This window comes from Stieleria marina (assembly GCA_007741555.1).
Lineage (GTDB): Bacteria > Planctomycetota > Planctomycetia > Pirellulales > Pirellulaceae > K23-9.
In genome coordinates this window covers 6,342,074-6,359,995 of sequence record CP036526.1, presented here as the reverse complement: position 1 = coordinate 6,359,995, position 17,922 = coordinate 6,342,074, and the positions used below count along the sequence as shown (strand labels likewise).

Sequence of the window (17,922 nt, the reverse complement as noted above, 5' to 3'; positions counted from 1 at the left end):
GCCCGGAAATGATCCGGACGGCGTTTTGTTTTTCAACTGGGCTGCGAGATTTACTCGCCGCCACCGGCAGAGAACAACGGGCCTTCGCCGCTGCCCAGACCACCCTTGAGGTCACCTTCTTGAGCCGGCACGCCACTCTCGGCGGCTTCGGCTGCTGCTGCGGCCTTCTCTTGCTCTTCGCCCCATTCGACTCGTTTGAGAGAAAGACCGATCTTGCGTTCGTCAGTGTCGACTCGCAGAACCTTGACTTCGATCTCGTCGCCAACTTTGACGACGGTTTCGGGATCTTCGATCTTGTCGTCGGACAATTCGCTGATGTGCAGCAAACCTTCCAAGCCGTCTTCCAGGCCGATGAAGACACCGAAGTTGGTGATCTTCGTCACGGCACCTTTGACCAATTGGCCAGGCTGGTACTTGTCTGGAATGTCGCCATCCCATGGGTCGTTATCAAGTTGCTTCAGACCCAGTGCGATACGACGTCGCTCTTCGTCGACGCTCAACACGCGGCAGTCCAACTCTTGACCCTTCTCCAGCAACTCGCTGGGGTGACCAATCTTGCGAGTCCATGACATGTCGCTGACGTGCAGCAAGCCGTCGATACCTTCTTCCAACTCGATGAACGCACCGTAGTTGGTAAGATTCCGCACTTTGCCTTTGACATCGCTGCCTTCGGGGTAGCGGTTGATGACTTCGTCCCAAGGGTTCTTTTGGGTTTGCTTCATACCCAGTGAAAGCTGTTGGCCTTCGGGGTCGACACCCAGAATCTTGACGTCGATTTCGGCACCGATTTCGACCAACTCGCTCGGGTGATTCACCCGTTTGGTCCAACTCATCTCCGAAATGTGAACCAGGCCTTCGATGCCCGGTTCGAGTTTGACGAACGCACCGTAGCTCATCACGTTGACGACTTCGCCTTTGTGGGTTGTGTCCACAGGGTACTTCGTCTCGATGTTTTCCCACGGGTTGCGATCTTTCTGCTTCATGCCCAAAGCAATTTTTTGCTTTTCGCGGTCGATGTGCAGAACCTTGACTTCGATCTCTTGGTCGATCGAAACCATTTCGGTTGGGTGGCCAATTCGCTCCCAAGCCATGTCGGTGATGTGAAGCAAACCGTCGATGCCGCCAAGGTCGACGAACGCACCGAAGTCGGCGATGTTCTTGACGATACCTTTGCGGACTTGGTTGACTTCCAATTCCTTCATCAAGTACGCGCGATCTTCTTCGCGTTGGTTCTCGATCAGCGAACGACGACTGATGACGATGTTGCGACGGGTGTCGTCGATCTTCAGCACTTCGGCTTGGATCACGCGGCCGATGAAATCGCCGATGTCGCCGGGACGACGGATGTCGACCTGGCTACCCGGCAAGAAAACATTCACGCCGATGTCGACCAGCAAACCGCCTTTGATCTTGCGAATGACGGTACCGGTAACCACTTGGCCTTCGCCAATGGTTTCGATGATTTTTTCCCATTCGATGATCTTTTCCGCTTTGCTTTTGCTCAGCGAGATCATGCCGTACGGGTCGTCGGCGCGCCCCAGTTCGTCCTCCATCTCTTCGATCAGGACTTTGACCGTATCGCCAACTTTTGGCGTTTCTTCTTCGGGCCCCCATTCGTTCAGGCTGACCGTGCCTTCACTTTTGAATCCAACGTCGATAAGTGCCCACTCATCGTTGATTTCGACGATGCGCCCATCGACGATGCGCCCTTGTGCGTATTCTTGTTGTTCTGCTTCAAAGGCTTCGATGAGCCATTGTTCCGCTTCTTCCTCGGGGGCCAGCAGGGCCAATTCGTTGAGGATGTCGTCGTCTTCGAGGGAGCGGATGAGGTTACGATTAACCATAGAGATGAAATACCAATGACCTTTCTAGCCAACCCAAGAGGGCAATCTGGCCGAGAAAGTTCGGGGGTTAGAGAAACGAAACTCCGTCTTGCCAATCAACACAACTGGCTTTGCATACTGCGTGCTGTATTTACGCCTGCCTGGCCTCTTTAGCTAAATCGGACCAATTGGGGCACCAAGTACTGCAAAAGTGATTGGGTAAAGTAGCAAAGCCCAAAATTCGTCACAATGTCTAACGCCGCAGTTTCACGCAGAAAACGGGCGTTTTCACGGCATCTGGCTCCAGCCGATGACCAAAATCGCACGTTAAGCGACTGCCCCGTTGGCAACTTGCCTGCGTCGTCGTATCAATTCAGCTCCGTTTGACGGCTGTTCTGACGCGATTGCTCCCTTTTGCGACAACCATTTTTGACATGAATCATTCCCAATCCATCCGCTTGGCACTTGGCGGCGACCACGCCGGATTCCCACTCAAACAAGCCGTCGCAGAGCACTTTGGTGATCGAGTCAGCCAAGTCATCGACTGCGGAACCAACTCCGGCGAAAGCTGTGACTACCCAGATTTTGCCATCGCGGTGGCTCGCGAAATCGTCCAGGGCCGCGCAGACAAAGGCCTGCTGATCTGCGGCAGCGGGGTCGGAGTCAGTGTCGCGGCCAACAAGATTCCCGGCATCCGAGCGTCCATCTGCCACGACACATACTCGGCCCATCAAGGTGTCGAGCACGATGACATGAATGTGCTATGCATCGGCGGACGCATCATCGGCAGCGAACTGGCGTTTGAGATCATCGAATCGTTCTTGGGAGCCAAGTACGAACCGCAAGAACGTCACCAACGCCGATTGGATAAAGTGCTGGACATCGAAAAGCGCGGACTCGACACGCTTTGATCGACACGACCTCTGATCGAAACGACGGCCAAGCGTGGTTTCTAAGTTCGCGAGCTTCAGCCAGCTTTGCGATCGCAAGCAATTAAAAAGAGTGATTGCCGGAATCGCTGGCGAAGGTTCCGCGTTGTCGTTGACCGCCGACTCTCTGCCTATCAGATATGCAAACCCAACGTTTTCCGGCGTTTTGCAACGACACGGCGCGGTTTGATTCAGTCCCTAGGCCGCTCTTCGCCGCGTGATTGACTGAGACGCATGCATCGGAATCACGCTCCGGTCGACATACTGCACGACTTGGTCGAACTGCAATCGTCGCTTGGTAGATGCCATCTTGCTGCGATAGCTGGCTTGGCCAATCGTTTCAGCAAACGAAGAGGGATGCGTAATACCACGCAGCAGGTTGATCAACAGCGGCATCGTCTTTTCGCGGAGCGTAACTGCTTTGCGAATCGCGCGGTAGTGGCGACCTCGTTTGTACGTCGAAACGTCCCAATCGGATGCCCGCTGGGTGGTCGTCAAAATCGACTCTTCGGCCAGCACACAACGCCAACCAGCTTGATTGAGCAAATGAGCATAGGCGTAGGTTGCTTCCCCGACAGTCGGAGCATCAAACGACGACGCGAGCGATTGAAGCACTTCTTTACGCCAAAAACTCGCTTGCAAGTACGCCCCTGTCACGGATGCAGCGGCTTGTCGCCCGACGGTCGCTTGGCCATCGCCAACGGGTTGGCACAACCGAAACGAAGTATCTTGCCAGCCTGCGGCGACCACACTTTCGTCGTCTTCGCGGCAGATCACTGGTGCGACCACCGCGGCATCGTGATTTTCAAACTTGGCCAATGCAGGCCCCGTCCAGTCTTCGATCGCACGGAATCCCGGAGCCAAAACGTGAACGAAGCGAGCTTTTGCGGCGTCTGCGCCAGCGGTGATCGAATCAATTAGCTCGCTGGAGGGCGAAACGACAAACCGTACTTCCTCGCTGAGATCAAAGGGATCACTGTAGCTGCCATCGTGGGCGACAATGATTTCGCACCCCGAGGGACGGTTTTCCAGAACGCTGACCAGCGTTTCTTCAAACGACGAAGCGTCCGCACCCAATGGAACGATGATGGACAGTCTTGGAATCGAAGGGATCTTTGGCACCGACGAACACCCGACAGGAGGGCCGCGTTGAAACGCGGATTACTTAAATGGCACAACGAGTCGGGAGAGATCCCAACACCGCTGGCACGACGAATTCAGCTTTCCGCGGGAAACACCCTACCAGCTGATCGCGACGCGATTGTCACTCTTTCAAGGTCGGAAAGTGTCGTGCACATAGTTAAGGCGATCGCTGTTCGCTTTTTGGAAAGCGGGGAAGTTTGGCGAAGCCCCCTACGATTCAACCGACTAATCGGCAAAAGTTAACATTCTCCCCGTCCGTCCTCTTTATTAAATCGGATCAAAATGCGATTTCGGCCCCTCGGTGCTAACGGCCCTCAAGTTTCAGAGATCGGATTCGGAGCCTGGGCTTTGGGAGGGCAATGGGGCGGTCAGGACGACAATGATTCAGCCGCAGCTCTCAATGCGGCCATCGATGCAGGTGTGAACTTCATCGACACCGCCCAAGGCTATGGGGATGGTCGCAGCGAAAAAGTCATTGCTAGCGTCTTGAAGCAGCGCAGCGAAACCGTTCATGTCGCGACCAAAACGCCGCCCGACGCTGGTCCCTGGCCACCCAGCCCTTACTGCCGCTGGCAAGATCGCTACAGCGCCGCTTACCTGCGATCAAACGTTAACCAGCGTCTGCTAAACTTGGGCGTCGAGCGAATCGACTTACTTCAACTGCATACTTGGACACGGGCTTGGAACGATGACCCGCAGCCGTTGATGGTTTTGCGACAACTTCGCGACGAAGGCAAAATCAACTTGATCGGCGTGAGCACGCCCGAGCAAGATCAGTCCTGCGTGATCCAATTGATGCGAGATGGATTGGTTGATGTTGTGCAAGTGATTTACAACTTGTTCGATCAAGAAGCTGCCGCACAGATCTTGCCCGTCGCTGCGGAAACCGGCACCGGCGTCATCGTTCGTGTGGCACTAGACGAAGGCGCGTTGACGGGAAAGTACGATGCGAACCACCAATTTTCAGCCGGCGATTTCCGCTCCGGTTTCTTTGCCGGAGATCGAATGCAACGAACGGCCGATCGAGTCGACGCCATCCGCGAAGACCTCGAAAAGTTCGGCGTCTCCGATCAATACTCGTTGGCCGACATCGCACTGAAATTCGTTTTGGCCAGCAGCGAAGTCAGCACGGTGATCGCCGGTATGAGAAACGTCGACCAAGTTCAAATGAACACGAACACCAGCGACTTAAAAGACCTCTCCGAAACCCTTTTGATCCAACTACGGCGCCACAATTGGCACCGCGGTGTTTGGTATAGCGGCAAGTAATCATGAATCAAACTCCCGACACCGACGTTCTTTTAGAAACTGCCATCACGGCCGCAAAATTAGGCGGCGAGATTCTGATGCGATATCTGCGGGACGGTGTGCAGATGCGCAACAAGTCCGACAACGGCGGCAAGAGTTACGACTTGGTCAGCGATGCGGACTTGGAAAGCGAGCAAGCTGTCGCAGGGCACATTCGATCGCAGTTTCCCGATCACGAACTGCTGGGTGAAGAGGAACTCAAAGGCAATCCCGACGCCCAGCATCTGTGGATCATTGACCCGTTGGACGGCACCAACAACTACGCCCACAAATTGCCACAGTTTGCCGTCTCGATCGCCTACTACCACAATGGCGTACCGATTGTTGGTGTTGTCTTTAATCCCGCACGCGATGAACTGTATCAAGCTGTCCGCGGCGGCGGAGCTTTTCTGAACGGCATGGCCGTGCGTGTCGATGATGCCACCTCGTTGTCCAACAGCCTGATCGGTTGTGGGTTCTACTACGATCGCGGCGAGATGATGCGTAGCACGCTTTCAGCAATTCAGTCGTTCTTTGAACAAGACATCCATGGCATCCGCCGGTTTGGCGCCGCGACGCTGGATCTGTGCATGGTTGGCTGCGGTCACCTGGGCGGATTCTTTGAGTACCAACTTTCGCCTTGGGATTTTGCAGCCGGTCGTCTATTCGTCGAAGAAGCAGGTGGCAAAGTCACCGACGCGGGCGGAGATGCCCTAACGATCGGACTATCCAGTGTCGTCGCCAGCAACCAGCATCTTCACGATGCCATGATCTCCATCACGGCGAAACACCTGCCGTAGCCGCAGCGAGTTTACTTTTACCCCGGCAGGAAACGGAAAACGCTGATCAAGTCATCACGAGCGATTCGACGCGAACGTGGCTCTCTTGGCATTTAGTGGCTTCATCCCAAGTAACGCTCTGCCCTCGCTGCGAAGCAATCCGTCCCAGCAAAGCCGTCATCGTGCTTTCGGCTGCTGACGCTGTCTCGTTGGGGCATTTCCCTTGTCGCAAAGCGGCAAAGAAATTGTCTTGCTGCACCTGCCAACCGCTGCCTTTGGTCGACACGGCATCGCTTTTCCAAATCAGTTTATTGCTGCGGTCATAGATCTTGGCCCCAGCGATATCCGCCGATCCGCCGGCACACAAAGCAAACTCGCCGACCTTGTTCCAACATCCTTTGCTTCGCCGTGACTGGCTCAGCAACTTTGCACCGCCGGCGTAAGTAAATTCGACCATCTGCTGATGAAACAAATCGGCATCACCCGACAGACCTTGATCGTCCGAACGACTTTGGGCCAAAGATGCAAACGCAGTTTGTCCTCCCTGTCCACTGGCTTCCTCGGGATGAGCATCCATCAGCCAATTGATAACGTCAAGATTCTGAACGTGATGCTCGACAAACAAATCACCGCCCAGCCAATCGAAAGCCGACCAGTTCCTGATTTGGTACTCCAGTTCTGATTCGCTGGCACGCCGCCGCGGCAGCGAAACCTGACTCGTATTGCAATACGCTCGCGTCATAAGAACGTCATCGATGATACCGCCACGCAACTGAGCAATGGTTTCCTGATATCGCTGGTCATGGCGTCTTTGAAAACCCACCTGGACCGCCAAGCCCTTTTCTTCCGCCTTGCGCCCCGCGGCCATGACTCGCCGAACGCCCTCGAAATCAGCGGCGACCGGCTTCTCCATGAACACGTGCTTTCCAGCGTCAATCGCAGCCTCGAAATGTGCGGGGCGAAAAGCTGGCGGCGTTGCCAGGATCACAACATCGGCGTCGCTGTTCATCACGCCGCGAAAACCATCCAGGCCGCAGTGCCGTGGCAAACCTGACTGGACACAACCAGTGTGATGCCCCTTGATCGTGCGGTAGGCTCTGTGCAGGTTGTCGTTGAATGCATCCGCCATTGCGACCAGTTCGACTCTGCCGTTGAAATGGCCACTGGCACTGTCACGGCCCGACTTGATTCGTTCCCCCGGCGCATCTCGGGAAACCGAATTCTTCGCTCCGGTATTGAGAGCTTCCAGCGCTGCGCGAATGCCGCGTCGCCCGCAACCAACGACGCCAATTTTGATGGCATCACTACCAAACGCATGCGCCGACCTACCAATCGCTGCGTTGCCGGCAGCGATAGCGCCACCAGCCAACATGAATCCGCCGCTTTGAATAAACCTTCGGCGAGACGAGCTCGAAAACTTATCAGATGTCGGTCTGTTGTGGGGAGTCGGCATTCAATTCGCAATTCAGAATCGCTGGAGCAAACCAGCGGGGCGGTCTGCTAGGCTGAGAATTCTAGGATAGACGGCCACGGGAGAGAGTTCAAACTCATTGGGCACCTTGATGGTGGCTGAAGCCCACCGCCCCCCGTGGATCAATTCGCTGGCGGCATCATGGGGGCCATCATTTCAGGAGTCGCCTGACGAGGATCAAAATACTTCACTTCAGGCAATTCCTCGGGGCGGCGAATCATTTCGATGGACATGACGCGGTCGGGTGGAAGCACGATCTGCGTTTTCTCTTTCTTTTTGGATGGGTCAACACGGCGTAGCTCGCTGATCACATCCATGCCCTTGATCACACGTCCAAACACGGTTTGTTTTTCGGAAACCGATCCGACCGGTAGCAGCAAGATCGCGAATTGTGCGCTCGCCGAATTGGGCACAAAATCACCTCCCGGTAAGGGATGCTTGGCCATGACCAACGACCCGTACAATCCGTAACGAGAATCCGGGCGGTCGTGTTCGTCCACTAAAAACTTGCCCGTATGGCCTTCCCCCGTACCCGATTCATCTCCCGTCAGTGCCAACAGGTCATCGATCACTTGGTAAAAATCAAGCCCATCGAAATACCCTTTCTCGGCCAACTGGATAAAATTTGCTACGGTTGATGGAGCCTGATTGATAAACAACTCGATGGTGACTTCGCCGCGCGTCGTGAACATTTTCGCACGCGGATTATTGTTCTTCACGTCGTCCTTGGCTTGGATTTCCTGATCGCTTTTGAATTGTTTTTCTAATTCGTCCATATAGAAAATCAGCTTTTGATCGGGCTCCTCCAGTTTTTCGACATCCAGTGCTTCGGACAATTTTCTGGCGAGCGTAAAGTCGCCACCGACAATTGCCGCCCTCATCGTTGCCGGGAAAAGAAAAGGATTCCGAAATCCGCCGTCGATCAATCTGGCTCCGGCCTCCATCGAAGACAGGTCGTAAAAACCATGCTTCAGCCGGTGTTCAATGATTGTCAGTACATACTGCAACACTTCTTGATCGGGCATCTGACGAATGACATCCAACCCCGATTCGAACATCTGATTCATCAAGTCGCGGGCGTCGTTTCGCGTTTGCCGGTAGCGATCTCTGGCAACTGGGTTGCGGACTTCATCGTTCTGATACCGAATGTAAGTCTTCCGCATTTCCAGCAGCGTCGCAGAAAGTTTCTGCTTCAATTCCTGGAACTCGGCTTTCGCCTTCTCGCCGGCGGCCAGCACGTCGGGAGGCAACGAGCCCAAAATATCTTGCTCCGTCTTTCCCGACACGATTACTGGCTCCACTGCTTTGTCGTCAGGCTCGCTGCTCGTTGACGACTTGTCGGTCCCCAGGTCGGAATCCTGCCCAAAACACTCGGCGCCGCCCGCAGCGGTCGTCGCAAAAACCAGCAACCCCAAAAACCACTTCAGAGGGCTCGAACAAGAACGGGGCATCAGTGTCGGTTCGTCGTATTCGAAAGTCATTGGGACGGTGCAGACGCAGCGGAAGGGGCAGGCACACCGAAAGGGGCCGGCACACCGGAAGGGAAATCAAAATTAGAGGGTGCAGACGCAATCTTACTCGATCAAGGTCTCAATCGATGTGCACCAGTCGCTCCGCGATGATGCACCCCTGGCATTGTACGCCCAAAGGGTGCCCCTGGTTCGCAAACTGTTCGCCTGATTGCAATTCACTCTTGAACGCTATACTGGCGCAGTGATACCCGCTGGGATCTTGCTCTGACTGATTTGCCGAAACAACACCGCGAACGCGGAAAACATGCCTGCCAAAAAGAAGAAGCCGAACCGAAAACCGCCCAAGAAACATTTTTCGTCAGGAGCTGGCCGCAGGAAACCGGACGCAAAAACCAAACCCACCAAACTTCGCATCATCGGCGGAGAAATGGGGGGGCGGCCGATTGTGTATCACGGCGAAGAATTTACCCGTCCGATGAAAGACAATATTCGCGAGAATTTGTTTAACATTCTTGGCCGTGCCATGAAGGGCGCGATCGCGTTTGATCTATTCGCTGGAACGGCTGCGTTGGCGTTTGAATCGATCTCACGTGGTGCCAATCAAGCGATCGCGATCGAACAATCACGTCGAGCGATCGATTTCATTCAAAAAACGGTCGATAGTCTTCCCATCGATGGCCGGCTGAAAATCCTGCAGGGCGATGCCTTTCGGCTGGGAACCGACTTGCTGGGCCCCCCCGACGACGACACCGCGTGGATCGTGTTTCTTTGCCCTCCGTATATTCTCTGGGAAGAACAGACGGAGCAGCTCAATGGCCTGATTCAAAAATTCATGCGCCACGCGCCACCAGGAAGCGTCTTGGTCGCCGAAACCGAAAAGACGTTTGATCACGACAAACTTCCGCCGGGCGAATGGGACCTGCGAGAATACGGCGGCACACGCTTGGCGTTTATCGAGCCTGTAATGCAATGTGGATTGACAGCCGACTGCGACTTTTAGTTCTCACTGGCCCGCGGGGCGACGCCAAGTGCTGACGAATGCCGCACTGGCAAACGCCTTCGATCGCGCGATTCATCCGGGTCGAACCGAACGCTGCAATTCTAAAGACGCTTGAGAAGCTCAGCTTTTTTGAATCCAAATTCTTCGTCGGTCAAAATGCCTTTTTCACGCAACTGACCAAGCCGCTCCAAAGTATCTAAAACGTTTTCGCCGGCGACTGGCTCCGCAGGCATGGCAGGATTCGGTAACACGTTGCTGGAGTCCATCGAGCCTTGATTCGGCGTCGGTGCCTGCATTTCGTCTTGCGTGAACGAATCGACCGGAGCAACGGCGGGAGCAGGAGGATAAGGCTGTTCGATGCCATCGCGAGAGACAACCGGTAACGTCGATAGATTGACGACACCAAACTGACTTGTAAACGTGATCGAACCGCCGACTCCCTGTTGTTGAGAGAAGCCACCGATTTGATGGTCGCCCGTGTCATAGCACCACACCGACGTTCCTGTTTTGACTGCCAACCGCCGTCGGTCAGCAAAGTAGGCGTAGCGCACGTTGTTCTGCGAACCGGTCGCGCTGGGAGATCCAAATTCAGGCGGCCACCAATTATTGTTTGGGTCAGGAAGGAACAGACTGTTCTGTCCCGCCGATCCACCAGCGGTTTGCGTCTGATCATGCGAACCACTTTGGCTCTGCGATTGAAACGATCCTGTAAATGTGCCGGACTGATTGTTGGCAAGCTGATTGGAAAGATCGCTGCACACGTTGTTGACCAGGCACTTGAGCTGGTTGTTGAACAGATCGCTCACCATCGTCATTCCGCCGCGCATCCATTGGCCGGCCCCACCAAACTCGGGATGATTGAATTGGGCCATGGTCCCATTGCCGTTGTAGACCGCAATCAGCATGTGAGTCACCGCGTCGGTGGAAACACCATATTGCTGAGCAAGCTGTTGAACCAACTGTTGGCCAGCGGGGGATAAGTTTGACAAAGTTGTGTCTCAAAGGTTGATAAGGGAAGCCGGTAATTCTGCCGGATGCAGAGCGAACTAAAGGCCGCTCAAAAACCGTCCACAATTGAAGCGGAAGGGAATTGGCTTGTCAAAATGGCGCAGGTTTGCACCCGAATCTGCCAAGAAGAAGTCATTGGAATGGTAGACTCTAATTAGTCGATTGCCGCAGTCTATTTGGTGAATACCGTGGCCCAGTCCACGCGGGAACAATCCCGGCCCTTGCTGCCCCGATAGGGCTCCTGCATGGCGGTATTTTCCTCTGTATCATCTTGGCCGCAAAACCTTGGCCGCGTTTCGCACGCTCTCTCGCGACGAAAGTACTCCCCGCCCCCGGACGACAGCCGACCCATGGTGCAGATTGTTCAGTACTGATTTGCACTCACGACGAAATATGAAGCGTGTCGCGTAGCTGCTCGCACACGGTATCCAAAACATGGATCCTTGCTGTGTACTTGTCGTTGGCGGGCACAATAATCCATGGCGCCACAGACGTATTTGTCCGCTGAATCATATCGTTGACCGCCGCTTCGTACTGGTCCCACTTTTCGCGATTCCGCCAATCCTCGTCGGTCAACTTCCACCGTTTGTGAGGAGTTACTTTGCGATGCTCAAACCTTTTCAGTTGCTCCTCCTGAGTGATGTGCAACCAATACTTACAAACCATGATTCCGCTCTCGACCAACTCCTGCTCGAACTCGTTGATCTCATCGTAAGCACGCTGCCACTCGTCTTTCCGAGCAAAGCCTTCGATCCTTTCGACTAAGACGCGACCATACCACGACCGGTCAAAAATCGTGATGTTGCCTGCGTTGGGAAGGTGACGCCAAAACCGCCAGAGGTAGTGCCTCGCATTTTCCTCGTCAGTGGGCGCGGCGGTTGGAATGACACGGTAGTTCCGTGGATCCAGCGCTTGCAAAATGCGGCGAATCGATCCGCCTTTGCCCGCCGCGTCCCAGCCTTCAAACACCAACAGGCTCGACACATCGTGCTGCTTTGCCTGACGACACAAACGATTGAGTTCGCCTTGAGATTGTGCCAAACGACGAAGATAGTCTTTCCTGGGAAGCGTTTGTTTTAAGTCGACACCAGCCAACCAATTCACACGACTGGGCTGAAACTTGGTGGTAACTTGATCCGGCAATTGTCCAGGAACGGCGTTTTCCTGCCGCGAGTCTTTACCGGGCGATTTCGATTTCGCCTTTCCGGTCTTTGGGATTACGTGGTTCTCTGGCTCCGAAGTCGATGTCGTGGCACCATCCAACCGCGATTTGATGGCACTTAGAATGTTCTCTGCGATCGTGAGCGAACGGTAACGATGATCGGCCCCGTCGATGACCCGCCAAGGCGCTTGCTGCGTATCCGTCGCGTCAATGATCTGGTCACCAGCCGAAACAAAGCGGTTGTACATCGCCCAATGAGCCCAGTCCGTGTGCGTGACTCGCCATGCAGTTGCTGGGTTGGCTTCAAGCCGCTTGAGCTGTTTCTTTTGATGACGCTGATCCAAGTGCATCCAAAATTTCAGGATCAACGCATTGTCGGTTGCCAACGTTCGCTCGAAACGACGGATCCGCTGGACGTGCCGTGCAAAGTCTTCGGACGGAACACGCTGCGCAACCGTGCCCAGCAACACTTGCGAATACCACGCACTCAAAAACAATCCGATCTGCCCCCGCGGAGGCAAGTCATGCCAGTAACGACGAAACGCGGGTCGCTCCGTATCTTTGCCAGATTCGGAAGGCCTAGCGTAAGCACGGTTAATCAGCCAGCGCGGATCCATCCATTCGTTTAACAGATTGACGACTTCACTTTTGCCAGCTCCGTCGACCCCCGCGAAAAGAACGATGACGGGGAAGTCAGCTTTGCGGAGCGAGTGCTGGGCTTCCAACAACTCGGCACGAAGAACTGGCAAACGAGCGTTAAACTCCTTCTTCTTCATGCTCTGAGAGTGAATAAAGTCGGCTAGTTTCATAAAACGCTTCGTCCTAAACGTGCAGTTCAAACCGGTTGGCAATGGCTACCCCATGCAATGTCCCATCCAAACTAGATGAGTTCGGTTTCGCTGTAAAACTTCTGTACTCGAATTTGTCCAACAAATCCCAGAAAACGATCTCGATTGCCAACGACGACTTTTTTCCGAACCGCTGACCGCCAATCGTTGTCCAATCGATGCCTATCCAATTGGTTACCCAATCGCCCATGCCTTTTCAAACCGGAATCAGAGAACAGACGGATGGATGAAAGCGACAAAGTGGATCTGAGTGCCAACAAGCGATTAGCCAAATTCAGCATTGCTGAACTAGTGCTTTTACAATTGGCCTGCGCGGTCGTTCTATTTCTAGATTTTCGATTGGCCGGACGTGCCGCGTTCAGTTTCTTCGCCTTGCCGCTTGGAATCACGACCTGGGTGGCATGTCGGCTACGATACTTTCCTTCGGTCAAAATGATCAATCCGTTTTCGGTGGGTGTAGCAACCTCAACCACATCGACTTTGATCGGTGCCTGGGGCAGCCCGATTCCGATCGCCGAATCTGCTACCAGCTACCTGGTGTTTAACTTGGTCTGCGGAGCCGCGATGGGGCTAATGCTGGGCTGGGTCGCAGTCATGTTGGCGGACCAGATCATGACTCGAGTTCATCGATCGAATCAACGTGACTGACCATGCAGTGCAGCAGGCAGCCGCCATTGCTCGGGGCGGGCAGATCGATGGCACGCCAGCCTTGCGCTTGACCCTTTCGCATAATCAGTGGATTGGACACTGGGGTGCCCGATCGGTGTTCGCCAAAGGATCTAGTCTCATGCTTTCGATTCGACGCTGCTTGTTCGCTCTTCCCACAATCGCCCTACTCGCTATCGGCACAACGGCTCACGCCGAAAAAACAATCGTTGAAACTGCCGTCAACGCAGGCTCGTTCAAGACGTTGGTAGCGGCCGTGGGAGCGGCGGATCTGGCTGACACACTGAGCAGCCCTGGGCCGTTCACTGTCTTTGCGCCAACCGACGAAGCATTTGCCAAGTTGCCTGCGGGAACGATCGAATCACTGCTGAAACCAGCGAACAAAAGCAAACTGGCAAAGATCCTTACCTACCACGTCCTCCCCGGACGCGTGACGGCAGCGGATGTCGTCAAACTGACCGGAGCGAAGACGGTTGCAGGCGAAAAGGTCCGAATCACCGCGTCGGACAGCGGTGTCAAAGTGAATGACGCAGCGGTCGTACAAACCGATATCACTTGCAGCAACGGCGTGATTCACGTGATTGATAACGTTTTGCTTCCGGCCTCGCAGACGATTCCAGAAGTCGCGAGTGCGTCGGGTCAATTCGGTACTTTATTGGCAGCCGCGAACGCCGCGGGACTTGTCCCCACCCTTAGTGGAGCAGGTCCGCTAACTGTGTTTGCACCGACCGATGAAGCTTTTACGGCGTTGCCTGCCGGCACTGTCGCGGAACTACTGAAACCCGAAAACAAAGCCAAGCTGGCCGAGATCCTGAAGTACCACGTCGTTGCTGGTCGTGTTTACAGCGAGGATGCCCTAGCGTTGTCGTCAGCACCGACCGTCGCCGGACCATCAATCAGCATCACGCCCACCGATGGTGGTGCCAACATCAACGGTGCACGCTTGGTCGCCACCGACATTGATGCGTCCAATGGCGTGATCCATGTGATCGACCGTGTGCTCCTTCCCAGCGATGCACCTCCAAGTAGCATTCCGGCCAATGACAATCGGGTCGCGGCGATGAAACCAAGTGTCGATACGCGAGCGGTTGCCAAGGCGGTCATTGCCGATGCGATACACCGGGGCGTCCCGGTCTACAATGCGGGCGATCATCACGGCTGTGCTACGATCTACATGCAAGCGTTGCAATCAGTCGCTAGCATGCAAGCCTGCGGTTGGTCGGACCATACACAGAATCAGATGCAGCAGACTTTGACGCAGTGCCAGCAAATGACCAGTGCCACAGATCGGGCATGGTCACTTCGCCACCGGTTGGACCAGATCACAGTGGGACTTTAAGTCCCACGCAGCCGGAGTGACGCGGATGTGCTTGTGGTAGTCTGCCGACACCTCGTCAATAATGAGCCTCGTTCTCTAATCGCGACCGAATCGGATCTCGTCGCGAGGCCCATTTTCGACTTTTAAAACCGCTGATATGTCTCTTCGTCTGAGCGTCCTGCTTTGCCTGTTTCTGTTTACCCACGCGAAAACCTGGGCGAACAAAACGTCGGTCGACTTGATTGCGAAAATCAAACCACAGACAATCGATCTTGAATCTGGCAAGGTCCCGCACGCGGCGCTAAGCGATGGTGTTACTTCCCAGGCAGTCGAGTTCGCATTGGGCGGTGCGCCGCTAGACATCATCTACGACTTTGGCGATCAGATCGTCAGCCCCGATGCCATCGTCGTGCACTGGTCGCGGACCACCAATGCCGAACAAGCCCCCACGATCGAAGTCCTAGTGTCGACCCTTTCGGCGGATGCAGGATTTCAATTGCTGCGGACGGCGCACTTGAGGTCCCAACCAGGCGAACAGATATTTGCGTTTGTTCCCAGAACCGCTCGTTGGGTGATGGTTCGGATCATTCCTGCGGCCAATGCGCAGCATGCCTCGCTAGCCGAATTAGAAATCCGCGGCACGACTGGCCCCCCCGAGTCCAATTATGAATTCAACGAATCGCCCGCCGATGCGTTTGAAGTGTTGTCCAAACTGCAGGGCATGATCGATTTGGAACTTTCGGAGGATGAAAAGTCGTTGTTTCAGGACGCCAAGGACGGGACACTGGACGACTGGAGTTTAGCCGAAGCGGTTCTGATCGCATCGGGTGTCACGGACCGGCAACAACGGGAACCGCTGCTAAAGAAGATTGACGCGCACGAATCGGTACTTCGTAGCCAACTGAATCTCTCTGGCGATGCATTTGATAATGGCAAACGTCTGCTGCAGTATCTGCACACGCCGCCTACTTTGATCAAATATGAACTGAAGCAAACTGACGTGCATACGTTGCTCAACACCGGCACCTTTAACTGTGTTTCGTCGGCGGCGATGTACAACGTACTCGCCCGACGGTTGAACCTGGATGCTCGCATAATCGAAGTTCCCGACCACGCGTTTTCGATTCTGTACGACGGTTCCCAACATGCGGATGTCGAAGCGACCAATCGCGATGGTTTCAACCCGTCCCGCAACTCGGCGGTCTTGGCTTCGTTTCAACGTCAAACAGGATTCGCTTACATCGCTGACAAATATCCGGACCAACGCCGCGAGATCGGCGAAACCGGATTGGTCGGCTTGATTTACTACAACCACGGCGTCGGCCATTCGCAGCGCAAGGAGTTTGGCAACGCGCTGGTCCGCTACTTTTGCGCGCTCAGCATGGATCCGGAGTACGATTCGGCCGTCAAAAACACACTGGTCACACTGGCAAACTGGGGCGCTTCGCTGGCGGAGGAAAAGAAGTACCAACAGTCACTGTCGGTCCTTAGCGCGGGCGTCGAACTAGCCCCCAAAGACGCAAAGCTACGCTCCTTTCGCGAAAACGTTTGGAAGAGCCGCGTCTTTGCACTGATGGATGCCGACGACTCCGATCAAGCGTTGGCGATGCTTCGCGAAGCGCACCAACAAGTTCCCGACGGCGGTTTCGATGAGATGCAATCGTGGGTTTTCATCCGTCCAGCCCAAGATCGGATGAGCCAAAAACAATGGGACGCTGCAATCAAATTGGCTGACAAAGGACTCGCCGCCGTCGACGCCCCCGCGAAAGAACAGTTGACCAAGTGGACCGGTAACGTGTTTCTTAATTGGTCTGTCACTGCGATCAACGACGAACAGTTCGACGAAGCGGCCGAGGCACTTCACCGGGGGCTCAAACGATTCCCTAAAGACTACCGACTCCAACGCAACGTCGCGTTTCTTGCTCAAAAGTGGTCGCGGCAGTTAGTGCAAATTGGCAAGAGCACTGAAGCCACTGAAATGATGGCAGACTTGATGCAGCGGTACCCGGACAATTGGAGCCTAAAGCAAGTGACGATCGGCTCCGTGTCACGACAGATCCAAGGACACCTCAAGGCGGGCGAAACTGAACAGGCCATTTCGCTGATCGACCAAAACCAGGCTGCCCTCAGCGATCAAGATGTCTTGAAACTGAAACGCCGCGCTTATGATCTCCAAGCCGACAAGTTCATCCAGGCAAAGGATTGGTCATCCGCCGTCACAGCGTACAAGAACGCGTTGGAACGTGTCCCGGGCGACTACCATTTGAAAAACAATCTATTTGCGGTCTATTCGACTTGGTGCCAGGGATACATCAAAACCAAAAACTGGAGCGAGGCCGCCAAGGTTTGTCGCCTGGCCGTCCAGGACACCAGTGATTTTCGACTGAAAAAGAACCACGCCTACATCGTCCAGGAATGGCTTCGTGAAATCTCAGACAAGGGCCCCGAAGCGTTTGACAAAGTCGCACGGGAACAAATCGCCACCAATCCGCAGAGTCGCGGAGTTCGGGAAGTCGTCGAAAATGATTACATCCGACAGATCCAAAAGTTATTAAAAGCGGAAAGCTACCAAGATGCGGTCGCTGTCGGAGTCCGTGGCACGGCAACTTTCAAGGCCTCGCAATCTCGCGGCATCGACCGTCAGTTCCAACGCATCTACGCCGTCTGGGCCAAGTCGTTTATCGATAACGAAGCCTGGCAACAAGCGAGTGACGTCTATGAACAGGGGCTCAAACGTTATCCCAAACATCGTGACTTCACCAACAATCTCACGGTCTGCTGGGAACGCAGAGCCAAGAAGTTTATTGACGCCAAAGACTGGGATGCCGCGATCGAAGTACTCGAAAAAGCTGCCGATCGATTTCCCGACAACAGCAATTTCAAAAACAACTTGCGATATTGCCAAGCACAGAAGACGAAGGACTAGCGAGCGAGCTGGGCGAAATGCTCCGCCGCATCCAGGCGAATAACTCGTCGACGCAGCTCGTAGTCTTAACGGTTATGACGGTCAGTTGAT

The 17,922-nt window shown here is 54.6% G+C and carries 13 protein-coding genes; 7 read left to right on the top strand and 6 right to left on the bottom strand.

Annotated elements, in window-relative coordinates:
- Positions 1 to 50: 50 nt before the first annotated feature.
- Positions 51 to 1,844: a 30S ribosomal protein S1 gene (locus K239x_RS22650; RefSeq protein WP_145420631.1), complete on the bottom strand. Its 1,794-nt coding sequence runs from the start codon at positions 1,842 to 1,844 to the stop codon at positions 51 to 53.
- Positions 1,845 to 2,257: 413 nt separating this feature from the next.
- On the opposite strand from K239x_RS22650, the gene rpiB reads away from it, so the two are divergent.
- Positions 2,258 to 2,734, top strand: a complete 477-nt coding sequence (gene rpiB, locus K239x_RS22645) for a ribose 5-phosphate isomerase B (RefSeq protein WP_145420630.1) — start codon at positions 2,258 to 2,260, stop codon at positions 2,732 to 2,734.
- 216 nt (positions 2,735 to 2,950) lie between these two features.
- Here rpiB and K239x_RS22640 read toward each other — a convergent pair whose 3' ends face one another.
- The gene (locus K239x_RS22640) at positions 2,951 to 3,874 is read right to left on the bottom strand and encodes a glycosyltransferase family protein (protein WP_145420629.1); all 924 of its coding nucleotides are present in this window, start codon (positions 3,872 to 3,874) and stop codon (positions 2,951 to 2,953) included.
- Between the two features lie 303 nt (positions 3,875 to 4,177).
- Between K239x_RS22640 and K239x_RS22635 the strand changes: the two genes are divergently transcribed.
- Positions 4,178 to 5,164, top strand: coding sequence for an aldo/keto reductase (locus K239x_RS22635; protein ID WP_145420628.1), 987 nt, complete (start codon positions 4,178 to 4,180; stop codon positions 5,162 to 5,164).
- 2 nt (positions 5,165 to 5,166) lie between these two features.
- The gene (locus K239x_RS22630) at positions 5,167 to 5,982 is read left to right on the top strand and encodes an inositol monophosphatase family protein (RefSeq protein WP_145420627.1); all 816 of its coding nucleotides are present in this window, start codon (positions 5,167 to 5,169) and stop codon (positions 5,980 to 5,982) included.
- Positions 5,983 to 6,028: 46 nt separating this feature from the next.
- Here the strand turns inward: K239x_RS22630 and K239x_RS22625 are convergent, their stop codons facing one another.
- Together K239x_RS22625 and K239x_RS22620 are read right to left on the bottom strand one after the other, a co-directional pair.
- Positions 6,029 to 7,333 (bottom strand): Gfo/Idh/MocA family protein, encoded by a 1,305-nt coding sequence (locus tag K239x_RS22625; protein ID WP_419189287.1) that lies wholly within the window; start codon positions 7,331 to 7,333, stop codon positions 6,029 to 6,031.
- Positions 7,334 to 7,554: 221 nt separating this feature from the next.
- The gene (locus tag K239x_RS22620; protein WP_419189286.1) at positions 7,555 to 8,883 is read right to left on the bottom strand and encodes a peptidylprolyl isomerase; all 1,329 of its coding nucleotides are present in this window, start codon (positions 8,881 to 8,883) and stop codon (positions 7,555 to 7,557) included.
- A gap of 325 nt (positions 8,884 to 9,208) precedes the next feature.
- Between K239x_RS22620 and K239x_RS22615 the strand changes: the two genes are divergently transcribed.
- The gene (locus K239x_RS22615; protein WP_145420624.1) at positions 9,209 to 9,904 is read left to right on the top strand and encodes an RsmD family RNA methyltransferase; all 696 of its coding nucleotides are present in this window, start codon (positions 9,209 to 9,211) and stop codon (positions 9,902 to 9,904) included.
- A gap of 101 nt (positions 9,905 to 10,005) precedes the next feature.
- Here the strand turns inward: K239x_RS22615 and K239x_RS22610 are convergent, their stop codons facing one another.
- Positions 10,006 to 10,893 (bottom strand): SHOCT domain-containing protein, encoded by an 888-nt coding sequence (locus tag K239x_RS22610; protein ID WP_145420623.1) that lies wholly within the window; start codon positions 10,891 to 10,893, stop codon positions 10,006 to 10,008.
- 400 nt (positions 10,894 to 11,293) lie between these two features.
- Positions 11,294 to 12,883 (bottom strand): polyphosphate:AMP phosphotransferase, encoded by a 1,590-nt coding sequence (locus K239x_RS22605; RefSeq protein ID WP_145420622.1) that lies wholly within the window; start codon positions 12,881 to 12,883, stop codon positions 11,294 to 11,296.
- Between the two features lie 261 nt (positions 12,884 to 13,144).
- Between K239x_RS22605 and K239x_RS22600 the strand changes: the two genes are divergently transcribed.
- From K239x_RS22600 to K239x_RS22590, 3 genes are all read left to right on the top strand, one after another.
- Positions 13,145 to 13,570, top strand: coding sequence for a hypothetical protein (locus K239x_RS22600; protein ID WP_145420621.1), 426 nt, complete (start codon positions 13,145 to 13,147; stop codon positions 13,568 to 13,570).
- 139 nt (positions 13,571 to 13,709) lie between these two features.
- Positions 13,710 to 14,927 carry a fasciclin domain-containing protein gene (locus tag K239x_RS22595; RefSeq protein ID WP_145420620.1) on the top strand — a complete coding sequence of 406 codons (1,218 nt, stop codon included), beginning with the start codon at positions 13,710 to 13,712 and terminating at the stop codon, positions 14,925 to 14,927.
- Between the two features lie 136 nt (positions 14,928 to 15,063).
- A complete protein-coding gene (locus tag K239x_RS22590; protein ID WP_145420619.1) occupies positions 15,064 to 17,832 on the top strand; it encodes a tetratricopeptide repeat protein in 2,769 nt (922 codons plus the stop codon).
- The last annotated feature ends 90 nt before the right edge of the window (positions 17,833 to 17,922 follow it).